Genomic DNA, 15,329 nt, shown 5'->3' with positions numbered 1-15,329 from the left:
TTTTTTAGTAAATTGCACCCAACTAATAAGTCATCTATGCAGCGTGTAACCGCTACGATTCTAACGATTGGGGATGAATTACTAATTGGCCAGGTCATCGATACCAACGGCGCTTGGCTGGGCCAGGTACTCAATAGTATTGGGGTCTGGGTGAGCCGGCGCGTGCTTATCGGCGATAATGAAACGGATATTTTACAGGCGCTGGATGAGGCTTCCGCCAGTTCAGACATTATCATTATCACGGGAGGTCTGGGCCCCACCAAGGATGATTTAACCAAGGGGATTCTAAATGAATACTTCGGAGGTAAACTGGTGCTGCATGAACCTTCCCTGGAAATCATCAAAGGGATATTTGAAAAATCCAACCGCCCCATGCTGCCGGTCAATATTCAGCAGGCCGAGGTACCGGATGTATGCACCGTTTTACTGAATTCACGTGGAACAGCGCCCGGCATGCAGTTTGAAAGAGCGGGCAAGCTCTTTTTCAGCCTTCCCGGTGTTCCCTATGAAATGAAAGGGCTGACAGAACAGTATGTTTTAAAAGCGATTCAAACAAAATTTTCCTTAGGGGAAGTATCCCACCGGACCATGACCACCATGGGACTGGGAGAATCCTTTGTGGCAGAGCGCATTGCAGATATTGAAGATCATTTACCCGGCAATATCAAATTAGCGTACCTGCCTGGTCATCAGGCAGTCCGGTTAAGGCTGACTGAAGTCCTGCAGTCAGGCGATTCCAGCCTAATCGATACGTATTTTCATCAGATTAAAGAGCGTTTAAGCGAGATTGTCGTGACCGATCAGGATATCAGTCTGCCGGAACTAATCGCCGCCCTGCTTATAAAGTTTAATAAAAGAGTGACCACGGCAGAAAGCTGCACGGGCGGTTATCTGGCGGCAGGGTTAACAGCCCTTAGCGGCGCCTCCGCCTATATTCATGGCAGCGTTGTCAGCTATGACAATGCCGTTAAAGAAAATTTGCTCAAAGTTCCCGCCTCCGTCCTAAAGACGGAGGGAGCCGTGAGCGAACCGGTCGTCATACAAATGGCCAAACAAGTCCGTATACTGATGCATGCGGATTATAGCATAGCCGTTTCCGGCATACTGGGACCTACGGGCGGCACTGAGGATAAGCCCGTTGGCACCGTCTGGATAGCAGTAGCCAGCGAGCGGGAGGTGGTGACTAAGTTATGCCATTTCAGGTATGACCGGCTTCATAACCGGGAAGCCACTACCCTACAGGCGCTTAATCTGTTACGCAAACTGATTGAAGCGGAAAACCCCTTACCTGAATTTCCAGGTTAGCAAACTTAATCGTACTTTTCCAGGCCCGGAAAAAGCAACAACTGCTATATCCAGGCACAAAAAATTATTTATGGCGTTAATTGAACTGAAAATGCCGGCTCTCGGCGAAGGTATAATAGAAGCAACGGTCCTTAAATGGCTAAAACAACCAGGAGATCAGGTCCAGGAAGAGGAAATGGTCCTGGAAATTGCCACCGATAAGGTGGACAGCGAAGTGCCTTCTACCGTGAGTGGTATATTAAAAGAAGTATTATTTGAAGAAAACCAGGTCGCTCCGGTAGGGGCAACCATTGCGCTGATTGAATCAGATGCGACAGCCGATCTGACAGATACAGCAGATTCAGAAACGGCCAAAAGAGAAATCAGCGAAAAAATACCGCAAGACTCCTCAAAGGACACTTTTAAGGATGAAGATAACGCCTCCGAGACACCGGCACCGGGCGCTGAACTTACCGTGCCTTATCTGCCCGTAGTCGACTCCTCGAGCCTTCCAACAACCCATAACCAGCAGGGCAATAACGGATTTTATTCTCCCCTGGTCATGAGTATTGCCGCTAAAGAGGGCATAGATCCGATGGAACTTGCCCGTATTACCGGAACCGGTAATGAAGGTAGGCTCACTAAAAAAGATTTACTGAATTATCTGGGAGCAAGAGCTGCTGTGCCCGCAAGCACCCCGGCTACAAGTGCAGTCTCCCCTCCCACGGCTTCTAAGCCGGCTGGCAGCAGCACATCCGCAATGAGTAGTTTCAGCGGAGAAACCGAGGTCATTGAAATGGACCGGATGCGTAAACTGATTGCCAAACACATGAAAGACAGTCAGAATACCTATGCCACGGTCACCAGTTTTGCGGAAGTGGATGTTACCCATATGGTGCAGTGGCGAGAAAAAGTCAAAAAGGACTTTGAAGCCCGGGAAAAGACGAAAATAACGTTTACCCCTCTGTTTGTGGATTGTGTGGCCAGAACCATCAAACGCTTTCCACTCATCAACAGTTCCGTAGACGGCAACCAGATTATTATTAAAAAAAGTATCAATATTGGTATGGCTACCGCCCTGCCTTCGGGCAACCTGATTGTTCCGGTCATTAAAAATGCAGATCATCTGAACCTGGTGGGGCTTAGTAAAGCGGTTAATGATCTGGCCTTTAGGGCACGTAATAACCAGTTGAAGCCGGCTGACACCCAGGAAGGCACTTTTACGCTGACCAATGTGGGCAGCTTTGGCAGTCTGGGAGGGACGCCCATTATCAACCAGCCCCAGGTGGCCATCCTGGCCATTGGTACTATTAAAAAAAGACCGGTGGTGATAGAAACGCCTATGGGAGACACCATTGGTATCCGTCATATCATGATTTTATCGCTCAGCTATGACCACCGCATTATTGACGGGGCAATGGGGTCCATGTTCCTGGATGCAGTTGTCAAGGAAATTGAAAATTGGGACTTAAATAAAAAATATTAACCTAAATTATTATAATTTTTTATATATAAGTTCCTAATTCGACCGGGGCCGGTTCTGAGATGTGGATTTTGCATGTAACTTGCGGTAATAAACTTAGTCTAATAGCTATGTCCATCATTACTAAAAGAACCCATCCATCTATAAAAAAAGGCATTTTATATTGCATGGCAGGGTTATTTTTAACCCTGCTGCTGTTTAATACGGGCAAGGCCCAATTCACTGATTCGACGCGTGACGTAAACTGGAGCCCTTCCGGGCTGACTTTTGATAATTTCAGGGTCGTCCAGCCGGCCAGAAAAAAACAGACCTTATCCGTAGGTGCCGTTACCAGCAGCCAGCCCGGTGTAGAGGTCAGCGTCAGCAATACGGATCTGCAAAGAGTGCTGAAAATTTCCATGACCAACCGGTTCAGTTATAACAAATCCTGGGTTTCGGCGGACGCCCTTCAGGACAGCGGGTTATTAAAGCATGAACAAGGACATTTTGATCTCAACGAGATATATACCAGAAAAACATATCAGCAATTAAAACAGATCAGGTTCACCAATAATTTTCAGGCGGAAATAGCAAAGGTCATGACCATTATGAATAAGGAACTGTCCAAAGTCCAGCAGATTTATGAAAGACAGACCCTGCACGGCCTCCTCTTAGCCAACCAGGCAAAATGGAATGAAAATATTCAGGCAACCCTGTCGGCGCTCCCGCCCTATGAAGGGCAGTATATCTCTCAAACCCTGCCACCGGAGGATGACGCGCCAAAAGCCAGTGATCTGAGGTACCAATAAATGCGCAGGATAGAAAAGCCAAAGATAGAGAGAGAAAGAAAGAAATAGCTATTATAACAACCAACGATTTAAAATACGTTGCAACAGCTGATTACAGGCTCTAATATTACCACTACCCGCTACAATTTCTTCCGGGGTCTGAATATAGGATGTATTGTACTAAACCTACGGCAGCTTATCGAGTATAAATAATTATACTACAATAAGTTATACTCAAGGTTTTTCAGGGGTCATAGGCTCTTCCAACGAAGGCGTCTCACCCTGTTTTTGTTTATTGTCCGAGTGCGCACCGCACACAGACAGGTCTTTTAATTTTTTCAAGCCTTCAGCCAAAATATTTTTGGCTGCGTTAATATCCCGGTCATGATGTGAGTCACACAGCTGACAAGTCCACGCTCTATCTTTTAAAGTAAGGTCCTCTTTAATCCACCCACAGCTGGAACAGGTCTTACTGGATGGGAAAAAGCGGCCCACTTTTAAAAATACACGGCCATGCCACTCAGCCTTGTATTCCAGCTTGGCGCCAATGGAGCCCAGGCTTACATCTGATAAGGATTTGGCTAACTTATGGTTTTTGACCATGTTTTTAACTGCGAGATCTTCACAAAAAATCTTATCGTTGTTCTTAATAATATCTGTTGTCAATTTCTCTATATGGTCATGCCTTAAATGCTTAATCTTTTCATGGAGAATGGCTACTTTTCTACGTTGCCTCTCTTTTGCCTTACTGCCCTTTTGTTTCTTAGACAGTTGTCGTTGTGCGTATTTTAATTTCTTTTCAAATTTGCTCAGTGTTTTTATATTCTCATAACGGGTCCCGTCAGACAGGATTGCCGCGTCTTTGATCCCGAGATCCAGGCCAATACTTTTACCGGTTGGGGCAAATGTTTCATTTGTCCCGGAAACAGTAAAGGATACATAGTATTTACCGGTTACTGTCTTAGAGATATGCAGGTACAGAATCTTACCGATAACTTCCCGGCTGACTTTTACTTTTATCCAGGTCTTCAGCTTAGGTAACCATAATTTACCATTCTCAAACTTAAAGTCCTGAGCGACCTTAAAACATTGGCGGTCATGCTTGGTTTTGAAGGTTGGCCTTTCGCTTTTTTTATCAAAAAAACGCTTAAAGGCGGTATCTAAATCCTTGACAGCAAGTTGTAGTGACTGGGCATTTACTTCTGCCAGCCACTTGGTCTGCTCCTGCTTTTTTAATGCAGGCAGCAAGGCGGTCATCTCAAAATAGCCTAAATGCTTTTTCTCCTCTTTGTATAATGTATTATTATGTTCCAGCATGTAGTTAAAAGCAAACCTGTTACAGCCAAACTGCCTGGCAAAAAAGGTCCTCTCCACCTTATTGGGGTAGATCCGGAACTTAAATGCTTTTAAACATGGTTTAGTCATAATCAATAATCTTTCAGGGTAATAAATTACCTGCTGGACTCCATAAGAGCATAGGTTACTCTTTATGGCACCACATGATTTAATCTGTTTTTATAGTGCTATTGCTATTGGCAAAGCGGCAAACTCTTATTCAGTGAAGCATCTTTTTCTTCTAGGCAAATACTTAACTGAATGACTACTACAAAGGTGCAATAAAGAAATGAACGAGCCAAATTATTTGAGTAAAAAATAATTATTTATTTAGTATTATCTATTATTTTTTGCTAATTAAATTCAATCTACTGAAAGTCAGCTTGTTAAAGTCCTAATAGTGACAATTGATACAAGCATTACAAGTCTTATGTTTTATTTTTTTTCTGAATAACTTTTTCTATTGTAAATCTTTGATGAGCTAAGCGAGTATTAATATAATATGGATATTGCCACTCGTGTAAAGCATTCCATAAAATACGTAGTGCTTTTTTAAAACTCAAACTTTAATAATGCAAAATTCCACTACGGTTAGGCCAGGAAGGCCTAAAAGAGCTACTATTATTGACAGAGCTGTGGCGATTGTAGGCGGTTTTAAGGATTTACAAGTCAGACTTGAAAAGTATGTAGTGATTAACGGCAAGTCCGAGAGTACATATGGAAATCATGTTCGGCATCTGGCCCATATCGCTTTACATTTTAACGAAAACCCACTCCGCCTTTCATCGGAGCAAGTGACCGATTATTTGTTCTTAAAGAAAAAATCTGAGGGCGTTTCCAAAACATTTATTTTTTGACTGTTCATGCCCTGCGCGCCGCATGCCGGATTTATGACCTTCCTTACGAGCAGTTCAAACTGCCGAAGCTGCCCAATGAGAAAAAATTACCGACCGTTCTTAATATAACAGAAGCTAAGGCTCTGCTTACTGCAGCCTCTCATTCCTAATAAGGTCTATGCTTTGGTAATTGCATTGATGCTGGGTTGTGGCCTGCGGATCATCGAAGTCCCTGCACTGGAGGTTAGCGACATTGATTTGGAGCGGTCTAGATTGCACGTTCGTTGTAGTAAGCGGAAAAAGGATCGCAGTATCCCAATTGGTAAGGGTGTTCTCAGCAGGCTAAAGACGCATTTTGAATACTGGAACCCCACGAAATTTGTATTTGAGTGTTTAACATGTTCGGGTATCCCTATTTCCATTGCAAGCATCAATCGTGTCCTAAAAGAGGCTGTAAAGGCTGCTAGCATTGCCAAAAATGTGTCGGCTCATAGTCTTCGCCATAGTTATGCAATGCTACTTGTTGAGAGTCATGTCCCTTTACCTGTAGTACAGGAATACATGGGACATTCTGACATCAAAACCACTATGGTTTACCTTAAACTGGTATCGATACCCGCCCAGAAAATCGTAACTCCTGTGGATCAATTGTTCAATGTAAGGTAATGGCTCCTAAATATGAAGTAGCCGACATTCTAAATGAATGCTGGGCACAGTTGCAGCATAGGTATAATAGCTGGCAGCTAAGGACGCTTAATGCAATCAGGCGATGTAGAACTAGTGACTTAGGTGGTCATGTCGATGGATGTACCAGTTGTGGGCACATACAGGTATCCTACAATTCGTAGAGGAACAGGCACTGCCCCAGGTGTCAGGGGATAAATAGAGTAGAGTGGATTCAGGCCCGGGAGGAGGAACTCCTCCCGGTGCCCCATTTCCATGTAGTATTTACCCTCCCAGATACTTTAAATCGGCTTTGCTTACACAAGCCTAAAGTGGTATATGACATTTTGTTTAAAACCGCTTGGAGTGTAATAACTACCTTTGGACATGACAAAAATTGGCTGGGTGCGCAGACGAGCATGATCTCCATTCTGCACACATGGGGACAGACCATGAACTTACACCCGCACCTCCATTGCATAATACCTGGAGGTGGGCTTACGAAGGACGGAAGATGGGTGTCTACTAAAAATAAGGGGAAGTACCTATTTTCTGTCATAGCCATGAGCAAGGTCTTTAGAGCTAGGTTTATTGAAGAATTGGAAGCTGCGCTGCCAGAGCATGTACCGAAGGAATTGAAGAATGAACTCTTTGGCAAGAATTGGGTGGTGTACGCAAAACGGCCATTTAAATCAGTTCATTCAGCTATTGAATATCTGGGAAGGTATACCTTTGGGTGATCGCAACTGTAAAGTTACGCAGAATCCTAGGATTACTGCTGAACTTTGAGCCATGCTTTTCTTACATATTTACTATATATTAGCGGTCAAGACAGGATGTACCGGCCATTCATTAGCTCCATGGCTAAGCATTCCACGTAGTGATTGAGGGGTTACTTCCAGATGAAACTGTAGGGCCAGTACTTGATTTTTATAGGTAAAGGCCTGATTGGCGTTGGCCTCTGTCCGCAGTGCTCCCTGGCAACCGGGCGGCAAATCAAACTGATCACCATGCCAGTGAAAGACAACCGGGCCGTCCGTAAACACAGTTTGCAACAATGCGTGCAACAAAGAATCTGCTGCATTTTGAGCAGTGTTATTCAGTGATGGGCTGTAATCCGGTTCAATCTTAAACCAGCCGATTTCCTTATTGGGGGCCGCATGCACACCGGCACCCAAAGCGTCCGCTAACAGCTGCGCCCCCAAACAGATACCCAATATCTTTACCCCTTTATTTAAACAATCTTTTATAAAGACTTTCTCTTTGGTTAACCAGCAATAATGCGCCTCATCGTATATACCCATGGGGCCGCCCATTACGACTAATATGTCCAGATCAGCTGGGTCCGGCAGCTGGTAAGCAGAATTAAAAAATTCAGTACCAGTCAGCTCAAAATTATTTTGAACCAACCACTCCTTGATATAACCCAGCCCTTCAAAGGCTACATGTTGCAGATAATGCGCTTTTTTTGCAGTCGACATGCTAATGATGAATCAGGTTTTTATTACCAGGGTAAAGCGGGCAAGGGACCCGGTCTTTGAAATTTTACAAAACACTTATGCTTTACTTACCAAATAATCTTTAGCGATGGCTACTGCCATGGACTGTAATAAATATTTAGCTTCGGATTGTGGCAGGATATCGGTAGCCAGTATGGTAAAATCACTTTCTAAATGATGATTATTGAGCTTATTTTTCATTTGCCAGGCCACCACCGCAGACTCCATAAAAGCTGCCAGATCTTCCGGTGCCAGTTGTGCGTAATTGGCCCAGTAATGTGTGCCTTCTACATTCACCGGAGGGAATACAAACCCCGTAATCACTTCCTTCCCGTTTTCCATTTTAAAGCCGATGACCACTTGTTCTGAAGGAATAAATTCCGCAATGGTAGAGATGACCTGAATCGCAAAATACCCTTCCTTTCTGACAAAGGAAAAGGAGACCACCCCTGAACTGCCGTTTTGGTCTTTTCCGGCTAAAATAACCATATTGTTTCTCTCGGAACCAATGGTTTCAATGATTCTTAAACCTTCCTTATCATCTGCACAGGTGATGGTATCCAGAAACTTTTTACGTCCCGGACGGATCTCAGAGCTGTCTGCCCCATGACTGAATTTTTCTATTGCCTGCTGTAATAATTCCTGTGTTTCCATGGTATAAAGATATTGGTCAAAAAATCAGGTTCTATACGGGTAAAATTACAATTTAAATGCCAATTGTCTACGGTTCATCTCCTTTATTGGCCCCCTTTTAACGACTAAAAAAGGAGGCCATTTAGGATCTCCTTTAAATATAATTGTTCTAACGCCTCATGGTGCTGCTAATCATCACTGAGTGCTTTATCCTGACTTGCCTCCAGCATATCCACCTGAGCGGAATGGGAAAAATCGCCAATCAGCCACTGGCTGTAATAGTCTGCCAGACGCCAGAAAAAATATTCTTCCATATCACCATAGGCATGCCTTTGTCCGGGAAGCACCACCAGATCAAAGCGCTTATTGGCTTTAATTAAAGCATTGACCACCCGTATTGTATTGGCGGGGTGGACATTGTCATCCACATCCCCTGTGGTCAGCAGTAAATGCCCTTTCAGATGAGCCGCGATCTCTGGATTAGTGGCAATTTTAAAGACAAAACTGGTATCTCCTTTATCATTTATTTTTTCGGTTATTCCGTGATGTTTCTCGCTCCACCAGTTGTTATAGATTCTGTTATCGTGGTTCCCGGAAGAAGAGATCCCTACTTTAAAGAAATCCGGATAAGTAAACAGGGCTGCCGCTGTCATAAAACCGCCTCCTGAGTGACCATGGATCCCCACCCGGTTAATGTCAATATAAGGGTAACGGTTCGCTATTTGTTCCGCCGCCGCTTTTTTATCCGCCAGCCCATAATCTCTTAAGTTTCCATAGCCGTAATTATGATACCATTTAGAGCGCATCGGGCTACCTCCTCTATTGCCTACCGTTAATACGACTACGCCAATCTGAGCCAGCCTGTCTGTCCGGTCGGCTACCCTGGTAAAAGTCGTCTGGACAGCTTCGGTCTGCGGTCCGGGATAGACGTATTCCACGAGCGGGTATTTTTTAGTACTGTCAAAATCAAAGGGCTTATAGAGTACCCCATACAGATCTGTGATACCATCGGCGGCTTTCAGCTTTACTAATTCCGGGAATTGATAACCGGCAGCAAATAACTGATGCAGATCAGCGGAGTCCAGTTCCATAATCTTTTTACCCTGGCTGTTTTTAAGCACGGCGTTAGGGACCGTATTCACCCTGGAGTAATTGTCCACAAAAAACCTTTTGGAGTCGCTCATGCTGATATCATGGTCAAAGTCCCCTTTATTGAGTAACTGTAATCCTGAACCGTCAAAATTAATCCGGTACAGGTGCATATAATACGGATTCTCCCCTTGTTCTTTGCCATTAGCGGTAAAATATAATACACGAGCCGCCTCATCAATTTTTTCTATATCATTACAATGGAAGCCGCCCGGCGTGATCTGGTTTTTCAGATGCCCCTCACCGTCATAGAGATAAAACTGGGCCCAGCCGCTGCGTTCGCTCCACTCTATTAGTTCCTTACCGCCGTCAATCACCCCAACATTTTTGGCTTCCTGGGAGGTATTCATTCTTTCTTCAATCAGGGTTTTAACCTGACCCGTGACCGCGTCCACTTTTAGCACATCAATTTTTTTCATATCCCGGCTCTGACGGGTTACAAAAAAATGCGTGGCATCTGCTGACCAGATCAGCGGCACATAGGGCTTATCCCTGTCTGAGGACTGATAAGGCTTCCCCTGAATGCTAAGCGTCTGATCCTTATAGGCATGCGCATCAATTTCTTTTTGCGTTTTACTGGTCATGTCAAAAACCAACAGATGATATAGTGAAAGCGCCGTATCTCCCGGCATTGAATAGGCGTAGGTCTCCAGGGTCGGGCGGGGTTCTTTAATATTATGAACGACCCAGAGTTTACTTACCTTGCGGTCATCCTCCCTGGTCATGGCGAAATACCTGGAATCCGCCGACCATAATAAATAAGGCCTTGACCGCTTATCCTTATCCTTTTCCATCTCTACATTATCCGTACCGATATTACTGGAATTCCTGCCATAGGTAAAATACAGTTCTCCATCTGTTGTCAGGGGATGTTCAACAATGGTGCTATCCTTATCATCGATCAGCGCTTTTTCAAAATTCGCCCTGTCCATCCAATACAGGTTGTAGTGTTTGACAAAGACCACTGTCTTGCCGTCTGGGGATATATTGGCCCAGGACTGGGTCTCTTTTTTCCGTTTAAAATCCTTCAGCTCCGTCAGTTCGTCACGGTCAATATCATAACGAAAATAATAGACTTTTTTATGGGTCTTCTTATCCTTGCTCTGGTTTTCCTTATTATCTTTCCGGTGCTTATCTGACACGGATGTTTTCACCTCTGTAGTGTCCTCATCCGTTACTTCTTTTTTAGACTGTATCTGAAAGCGGATGGCATGTTCCTTCTCCAGAAATTCTACACTATCGATGGGGAAATGCTGGGCAGTAAAAGGTTCCTGTACGACTTCGCTTACCTTAGCAATCACTTTATCTTCATTAAACAAGGGGCGTTTAGTGGCCGCAGCCGCGTCCACCAGGTACCATTTTTTTCCCTGGCTTGTTTCAAACTGATACCAGAAACGGTCACCATTTTCCAGCCAGTGGGGATTTACACTGGTTGAGAACACCATCTGTTTTTGCCTTTCGGGAGAAAATTTAGCCGCCAGCTGATAATTGGCCCTGGAAACAGACTGCGGCTGCGCCCCAGAGGCGACCGGCCCCTGTGCCCGCAGCTGACCTATGGAAAGAGCCGCCATTAAAATCAGACTCAAGCCGTACACCTTTTGTTTTCTTTGCTGCAGTGCCTGGAAAACGCCCGTGCGCTGTTTTTTAGAATAACCTCCTTTTAGTCCGGATGGAATCACGCCCGCGTCCTTGCCCTTCATAAGCATAAAATACTGTATTTTAGTTATTATTATATTGCACACTTTAGAAGTATTGTGACTATACCCATTGGCACAGTACTTCCAAAGTGTATATTTCTTTTTTTATCCGCTTACTTCTACTTCTTATTGAAGTTTTAGATAGATAACCACCGGTCCTTTTAAGATGCCATCGGCCATATTATCTTTGCCCAGCATCAGGGTATAGTCTCCGTCAAGACGGGCCCTGTAATGCAGTTCTCTGCCAAAAGGACCGTCCAGCGTTCCGTCCGGTAACTGAATCTGGTTAAAGCGCAGGTTCCGCTGATTACCCGGTGCGTGCAGGTTGGCTATCAGGGAATCCTTTCCCTTTACGTTTAAAACCTTTACGTGCAGGCGCTGATAATTATAATCCAGGTTTAAGACCATGGAATCCGGAATGGAGCCTTGTTTTACGGTGACTTCAATTAATGAGTCATTGTGAGACCTGATGATCTGCAGCTCCTGATGAACATGGGTCCTCGTTTCAGAAAAAGAGGTACCAGAGGGCCGCTTTGCAGTAGCGGAACTGTCCTGAACTGAGCTTTCCCGTCTATTTTCATCCTGGCCCTGACAACCTAATAAGGCCGCGGCACCGAGGGAAATGATCAGCACCCAAGCCATGCTTAACTTATAACCTGTACTTTTTATCATTACATTTAGCATTTTAATCCATTGTATAGCAGACTGCCTTCCCTGATTTTTTTGACACCTGAACCTGAGAAAGCTGTATGCACATTTCAGAGGAAGTATACCCTGGAAAGGAAACCATTAATGTGAGAGGCCCGTTTTTTTAGCCGGCGCTTTTAAAACAGCCGGCTACTGCTTTCATTACTTGAATGCGGAGGCCATTTGCTCCTGATACCCCTTAGCCGCCAGTCGGGCTGCCTGCAGATAATCGTCCTCCTTAGAGGCGTAAATCACCCCTCTGCTGACATTAATCAATAAACCGCAGTTTGGGGCCCAACCGGCAGCGGCCACCTCCTCAACGGTACCGCCCTGCGCTCCTACGCCAGGCACCAGTAAAAAATGTTCAGGAATCAGCTTTCTGATATTTTGAAGGGCAGCGGCTTGCGTAGCCCCTACCACAAACATTAAGTTATCCGGACTTCCCCAGCCGGCTACCGTGGTAAGCACCTTTTCATAGAGCTGCTGTCCACCTGTCAGTTGTAAGCGTTCAAAGTCATCCGCTCCCTTATTAGAGGTCAGTCCAAGAACAATGGTTGTCTTATCGGTATAATCTAAAAAGGGCTGAATGCTGTCTTTGCCCATATAAGGCGCAACGGTAACTGAATCAAACGGATAGGTCTCAAAAAAGGTTCTGGCATACTGAGCGGCCGTATTGCCGATATCCCCCCTTTTCGCATCCGCAATACTAAAATGCGTATCGGGAATGGCGGCCAGGGTCTCTTCCATAATCTGCCAGCCTTTAATGCCCATGGCTTCATAAAAAGCCGTGTTGATTTTATAAGCAACTGCATGATCAAGCGTCGCCTCAATCATTTCCTTATTAAAACGAATGATATCCTGCGCAGTATTTGCGAAGCCGGCAGGCAGTTTATCAGGATCTGTATCCAGACCTACACATAAAAAAGAACGTTTCTGATAAATCGTTGCCGCGAGCTGTTTTATATTCATGAATCTTAGTTAAATGAACCCAAAAATAAGAAAGACGCCCTTAAAAAAGGACAATCTCCCCCAGAATTTGCATCTTTGTATCTGAAATCCATTCATGATGAGAACAGAATCATTGTTAACAGCAAAGAATCGCTGTTATGGAGCGGCTAAGGTCCTGATCATTAAAAAATGGAGTTTGCTACCGGATTTTTGGTCAAAAATACACGCATGACACAAAATAGTACATTTAAAAACGCCCTTTCTAATTACTGGAACAGACTGATTCTATGCTGCGCGCTGGCCTTTGGCCTGCTTATAACTGCAAACAAAGTGCATGGGCAGATTAAACCTACCGCCGTCCGGCTGGCCGGAATGGTCAGTGATTCAGCCATCCAGGCCAGTCCACTGACGGTAAGTCTGCTTACCTGCTCTCCGGGCGCGGATCTGTATTCCAGTTTTGGCCATACGGCCATCAGGGTTCAGGACAGGCTGCTGCATACGGACTTTGTCTTTAATTACGGTACTTTCCAGTTTGATCAGCCTAATTTTTATTTGAAATTTACCAGAGGGAAACTGGAATTCATGCTCAGCATTTCCACCTTTGAGGAGTTTATGTATGAATACAAAGTGACCCAGCGCAGTGTCACCGAACAGGTACTGAATCTAAGCAATGAACAAAAAGACGCCATTCTGGGCTTTCTAAAGAACAATTATCTGCCACAGAACAGGTATTATAAATATGATTTTCTTTATGATAACTGTGCGACCAGAATCCGGGATATCCTCTTTGGTTTAGTGAAAGACACCAAAATAAATGGACAAATCGTACCTGATCAAACCAGCTTCAGGGATTTGATTTATCATTATCTGGATAAAGGCGGACAACCCTGGAGCAAACTGGGTATTGATATCTTACTGGGCAGCAGGATCGATATCCCGGTAGATAATAATACAGCCATGTTTTTACCGGATTATCTGTCGCGGGGTGTGGACTGCGCAACCGTTGTAAACAAGCCTTATGTTCTTTCTGAGAAGAAAATTATCGATCTGCCTGCTGCCATTTCTCCCAGCGGCAAATACCTCCCGCTTGTCGTCGTTTCTATTTTCACTTTGCTACTTTTGACACTGTACTATCTTGGAAAAAACTGGCCGAAGCTGCATTTAATCCTGGATAGCCTGTTACTATATATAACCGGTCTATTAGGTATCCTGCTGCTGTTTATGTGGTTTGGGACAGACCACCAGGCCTGTAAAAACAACTACAATTTACTGTGGGCCATGCCCTTTAATTTAGTGGCAGGATTTTTCATTTATAAGCCCCGCAAATGGCTGCAGAAGTATTTTATGATCCTATTGATTATAACGGCGCTGTTGCTGGGCTTCTGGTGGGGACTGCCTCAACATTTTAATATTGCCATTCTCCCGTTCTGTATCCTGATGCTAATCCGGTACGGAGCCCTGGCCTCCAGAAAAATAATAAAAAAGGATTCCTTATAAAAGTAAAAGTCATGGAGCCATCCGTCTACACCCTACCGTTGAAAGGAAAGCCAGTCCGGTATCTAAGCCTGAACCGGGAAGCAGCTATGACCGTTATACTCCTACACGGCTTCCCGGAGAGCGGTCGTATTTTTGACGCTCAGATAAAGGCACTTGCCCAAGACTATCATCTAATTGTCCCGGATCTTCCAGGCTCGGGCAACTCTGATTACAATCCACAACTGACCAGTATCGAAGATTTTGCGGAAATTATTAAACAAATCATTGATACAGAAAAAAAAAGCCAGGTAGTACTCATCGGTCATTCCATGGGTGGATATATCGCTCTTGGCTTTGCCGCCAAGTATCCGGCGTTTATAGCAGGTCTCGGGCTATTACATAGCACTGCATACGCCGACAGCCCGGAAAAAAAAGTCAACCGGATAAAAGCGATTCAGACCATGGAACAATACGGGGGGCCGTCCTTTTTAAAATCCATGATTCCGGCCCTGTTTGGAAGTAGTTTTAAGAGCCGACACCCGGAAATCATCCAGAATCTGATAGAGCAAGGCGCTCGGTTTGACACCCGCGCACTCCAGCAGTATTATCAGATCATGCATGACCGGACGGATAGAACGGAACTATTTAAATCCCTTAGCGTCCCTTATCTGTTTATTTCGGGGACGCAGGATCAGGCAGCTCCGAAAGAGGATTTAATCCATCAATGCAGTATGGCTGACGTAGCCTTGATCGCCATTCTTGATGAGGCAGGACATATGGGTTTTATGGAGCAGCCGGATCAGGTCAATTTGCAGCTGATCCACTTTTTACTACTGGTAAAAACCTTGCAAAGCCACGTTTAAAACGATCTG

Annotated in this window: 13 protein-coding genes and 1 pseudogene; 8 read left to right on the top strand and 6 right to left on the bottom strand. The window is 44.7% G+C overall.

Annotation, left to right across the window (positions count from 1 at the left end):
- Positions 1–36: 36 nt before the first annotated feature.
- The 3 genes from BLU80_RS08620 to BLU80_RS08610 all read left to right on the top strand — a co-directional run bounded on the left by BLU80_RS08620 (position 37) and on the right by BLU80_RS08610 (position 3,555).
- The gene (locus BLU80_RS08620) at positions 37–1,305 is read left to right on the top strand and encodes a competence/damage-inducible protein A (RefSeq protein ID WP_091396670.1); all 1,269 of its coding nucleotides are present in this window, start codon (positions 37–39) and stop codon (positions 1,303–1,305) included.
- Positions 1,306–1,375: 70 nt separating this feature from the next.
- On the top strand, positions 1,376–2,770 hold the full coding sequence (locus BLU80_RS08615; RefSeq protein ID WP_091396878.1) for a dihydrolipoamide acetyltransferase family protein: 1,395 nt from the start codon (positions 1,376–1,378) through the stop codon (positions 2,768–2,770).
- 107 nt (positions 2,771–2,877) lie between these two features.
- Positions 2,878–3,555, top strand: a complete 678-nt coding sequence (locus BLU80_RS08610; RefSeq protein WP_139188112.1) for a DUF922 domain-containing protein — start codon at positions 2,878–2,880, stop codon at positions 3,553–3,555.
- A gap of 213 nt (positions 3,556–3,768) precedes the next feature.
- On the opposite strand, the gene BLU80_RS08605 is transcribed toward BLU80_RS08610, so the two are convergent.
- The gene (locus tag BLU80_RS08605) at positions 3,769–4,959 is read right to left on the bottom strand and encodes an RNA-guided endonuclease TnpB family protein (protein WP_091396663.1); all 1,191 of its coding nucleotides are present in this window, start codon (positions 4,957–4,959) and stop codon (positions 3,769–3,771) included.
- 482 nt (positions 4,960–5,441) lie between these two features.
- Between BLU80_RS08605 and BLU80_RS08600 the strand changes: the two genes are divergently transcribed.
- The 3 genes and pseudogenes from BLU80_RS08600 to BLU80_RS20210 form a co-directional block, all read left to right on the top strand.
- A complete protein-coding gene (locus BLU80_RS08600) occupies positions 5,442–5,726 on the top strand; it encodes a hypothetical protein (RefSeq protein ID WP_091396660.1) in 285 nt (94 codons plus the stop codon).
- Positions 5,727–5,888: 162 nt separating this feature from the next.
- Positions 5,889–6,371, top strand: a complete 483-nt coding sequence (locus tag BLU80_RS20090; protein WP_139188111.1) for a tyrosine-type recombinase/integrase — start codon at positions 5,889–5,891, stop codon at positions 6,369–6,371.
- Positions 6,371–7,099, top strand: a pseudogene (locus BLU80_RS20210) (IS91 family transposase); the annotation flags it as partial. The gene BLU80_RS20090 and the pseudogene BLU80_RS20210, both read left to right, overlap by 1 nt.
- A gap of 81 nt (positions 7,100–7,180) precedes the next feature.
- Here the strand turns inward: BLU80_RS20210 and BLU80_RS08580 are convergent.
- From BLU80_RS08580 to pyrF, 5 genes are all read right to left on the bottom strand, one after another.
- Positions 7,181–7,849, bottom strand: coding sequence for a type 1 glutamine amidotransferase (locus tag BLU80_RS08580; protein ID WP_091396647.1), 669 nt, complete (start codon positions 7,847–7,849; stop codon positions 7,181–7,183).
- Positions 7,850–7,924: 75 nt separating this feature from the next.
- On the bottom strand, positions 7,925–8,521 hold the full coding sequence (locus BLU80_RS08575) for a hypothetical protein (protein ID WP_091396644.1): 597 nt from the start codon (positions 8,519–8,521) through the stop codon (positions 7,925–7,927).
- Between the two features lie 167 nt (positions 8,522–8,688).
- Positions 8,689–11,355: a S9 family peptidase gene (locus tag BLU80_RS08570; RefSeq protein WP_211481799.1), complete on the bottom strand. Its 2,667-nt coding sequence runs from the start codon at positions 11,353–11,355 to the stop codon at positions 8,689–8,691.
- 117 nt (positions 11,356–11,472) lie between these two features.
- Positions 11,473–12,018 carry a hypothetical protein gene (locus tag BLU80_RS08565; RefSeq protein WP_091396640.1) on the bottom strand — a complete coding sequence of 182 codons (546 nt, stop codon included), beginning with the start codon at positions 12,016–12,018 and terminating at the stop codon, positions 11,473–11,475.
- Between the two features lie 177 nt (positions 12,019–12,195).
- Entirely contained in the window at positions 12,196–13,002 is an 807-nt protein-coding gene (pyrF, locus tag BLU80_RS08560; RefSeq protein WP_091396636.1) for an orotidine-5'-phosphate decarboxylase, read from the bottom strand.
- Between the two features lie 207 nt (positions 13,003–13,209).
- Between pyrF and BLU80_RS08555 the strand changes: the two genes are divergently transcribed.
- Together BLU80_RS08555 and BLU80_RS08550 are read left to right on the top strand one after the other, a co-directional pair.
- Positions 13,210–14,478, top strand: coding sequence for an Lnb N-terminal periplasmic domain-containing protein (locus BLU80_RS08555; RefSeq protein WP_170831186.1), 1,269 nt, complete (start codon positions 13,210–13,212; stop codon positions 14,476–14,478).
- A gap of 11 nt (positions 14,479–14,489) precedes the next feature.
- Positions 14,490–15,320, top strand: a complete 831-nt coding sequence (locus BLU80_RS08550) for an alpha/beta fold hydrolase (protein WP_091396630.1) — start codon at positions 14,490–14,492, stop codon at positions 15,318–15,320.
- The last annotated feature ends 9 nt before the right edge of the window (positions 15,321–15,329 follow it).

Source organism: Arachidicoccus rhizosphaerae (assembly GCF_900107765.1).
Lineage (GTDB): Bacteria > Bacteroidota > Bacteroidia > Chitinophagales > Chitinophagaceae > Arachidicoccus > Arachidicoccus rhizosphaerae.
Note: the sequence above shows the minus strand (reverse complement) of the source record. Positions and strands in the feature narration are given on the sequence as shown.

What these genes read in the sequence shown, in the direction of transcription:
- BLU80_RS08620 (WP_091396670.1), top strand. Translation starts at nt 37, where the DNA reads ATGCAGCGTGTAACCGCTACGATTCTAACGATTGGGGATGAATTACTA.
- BLU80_RS08615 (WP_091396878.1), top strand. Translation starts at nt 1,376, where the DNA reads ATGGCGTTAATTGAACTGAAAATGCCGGCTCTCGGCGAAGGTATAATA.
- BLU80_RS08610 (WP_139188112.1), top strand. Translation starts at nt 2,878, where the DNA reads ATGTCCATCATTACTAAAAGAACCCATCCATCTATAAAAAAAGGCATT.
- BLU80_RS08605 (WP_091396663.1), bottom strand. Translation starts at nt 4,959, where the DNA reads ATGACTAAACCATGTTTAAAAGCATTTAAGTTCCGGATCTACCCCAAT.
- BLU80_RS08600 (WP_091396660.1), top strand. Translation starts at nt 5,442, where the DNA reads ATGCAAAATTCCACTACGGTTAGGCCAGGAAGGCCTAAAAGAGCTACT.
- BLU80_RS08580 (WP_091396647.1), bottom strand. Translation starts at nt 7,849, where the DNA reads ATGTCGACTGCAAAAAAAGCGCATTATCTGCAACATGTAGCCTTTGAA.
- BLU80_RS08575 (WP_091396644.1), bottom strand. Translation starts at nt 8,521, where the DNA reads ATGGAAACACAGGAATTATTACAGCAGGCAATAGAAAAATTCAGTCAT.
- BLU80_RS08570 (WP_211481799.1), bottom strand. Translation starts at nt 11,355, where the DNA reads ATGCTTATGAAGGGCAAGGACGCGGGCGTGATTCCATCCGGACTAAAA.
- BLU80_RS08565 (WP_091396640.1), bottom strand. Translation starts at nt 12,018, where the DNA reads ATGATAAAAAGTACAGGTTATAAGTTAAGCATGGCTTGGGTGCTGATC.
- pyrF (WP_091396636.1), bottom strand. Translation starts at nt 13,002, where the DNA reads ATGAATATAAAACAGCTCGCGGCAACGATTTATCAGAAACGTTCTTTT.
- BLU80_RS08555 (WP_170831186.1), top strand. Translation starts at nt 13,210, where the DNA reads ATGACACAAAATAGTACATTTAAAAACGCCCTTTCTAATTACTGGAAC.
- BLU80_RS08550 (WP_091396630.1), top strand. Translation starts at nt 14,490, where the DNA reads ATGGAGCCATCCGTCTACACCCTACCGTTGAAAGGAAAGCCAGTCCGG.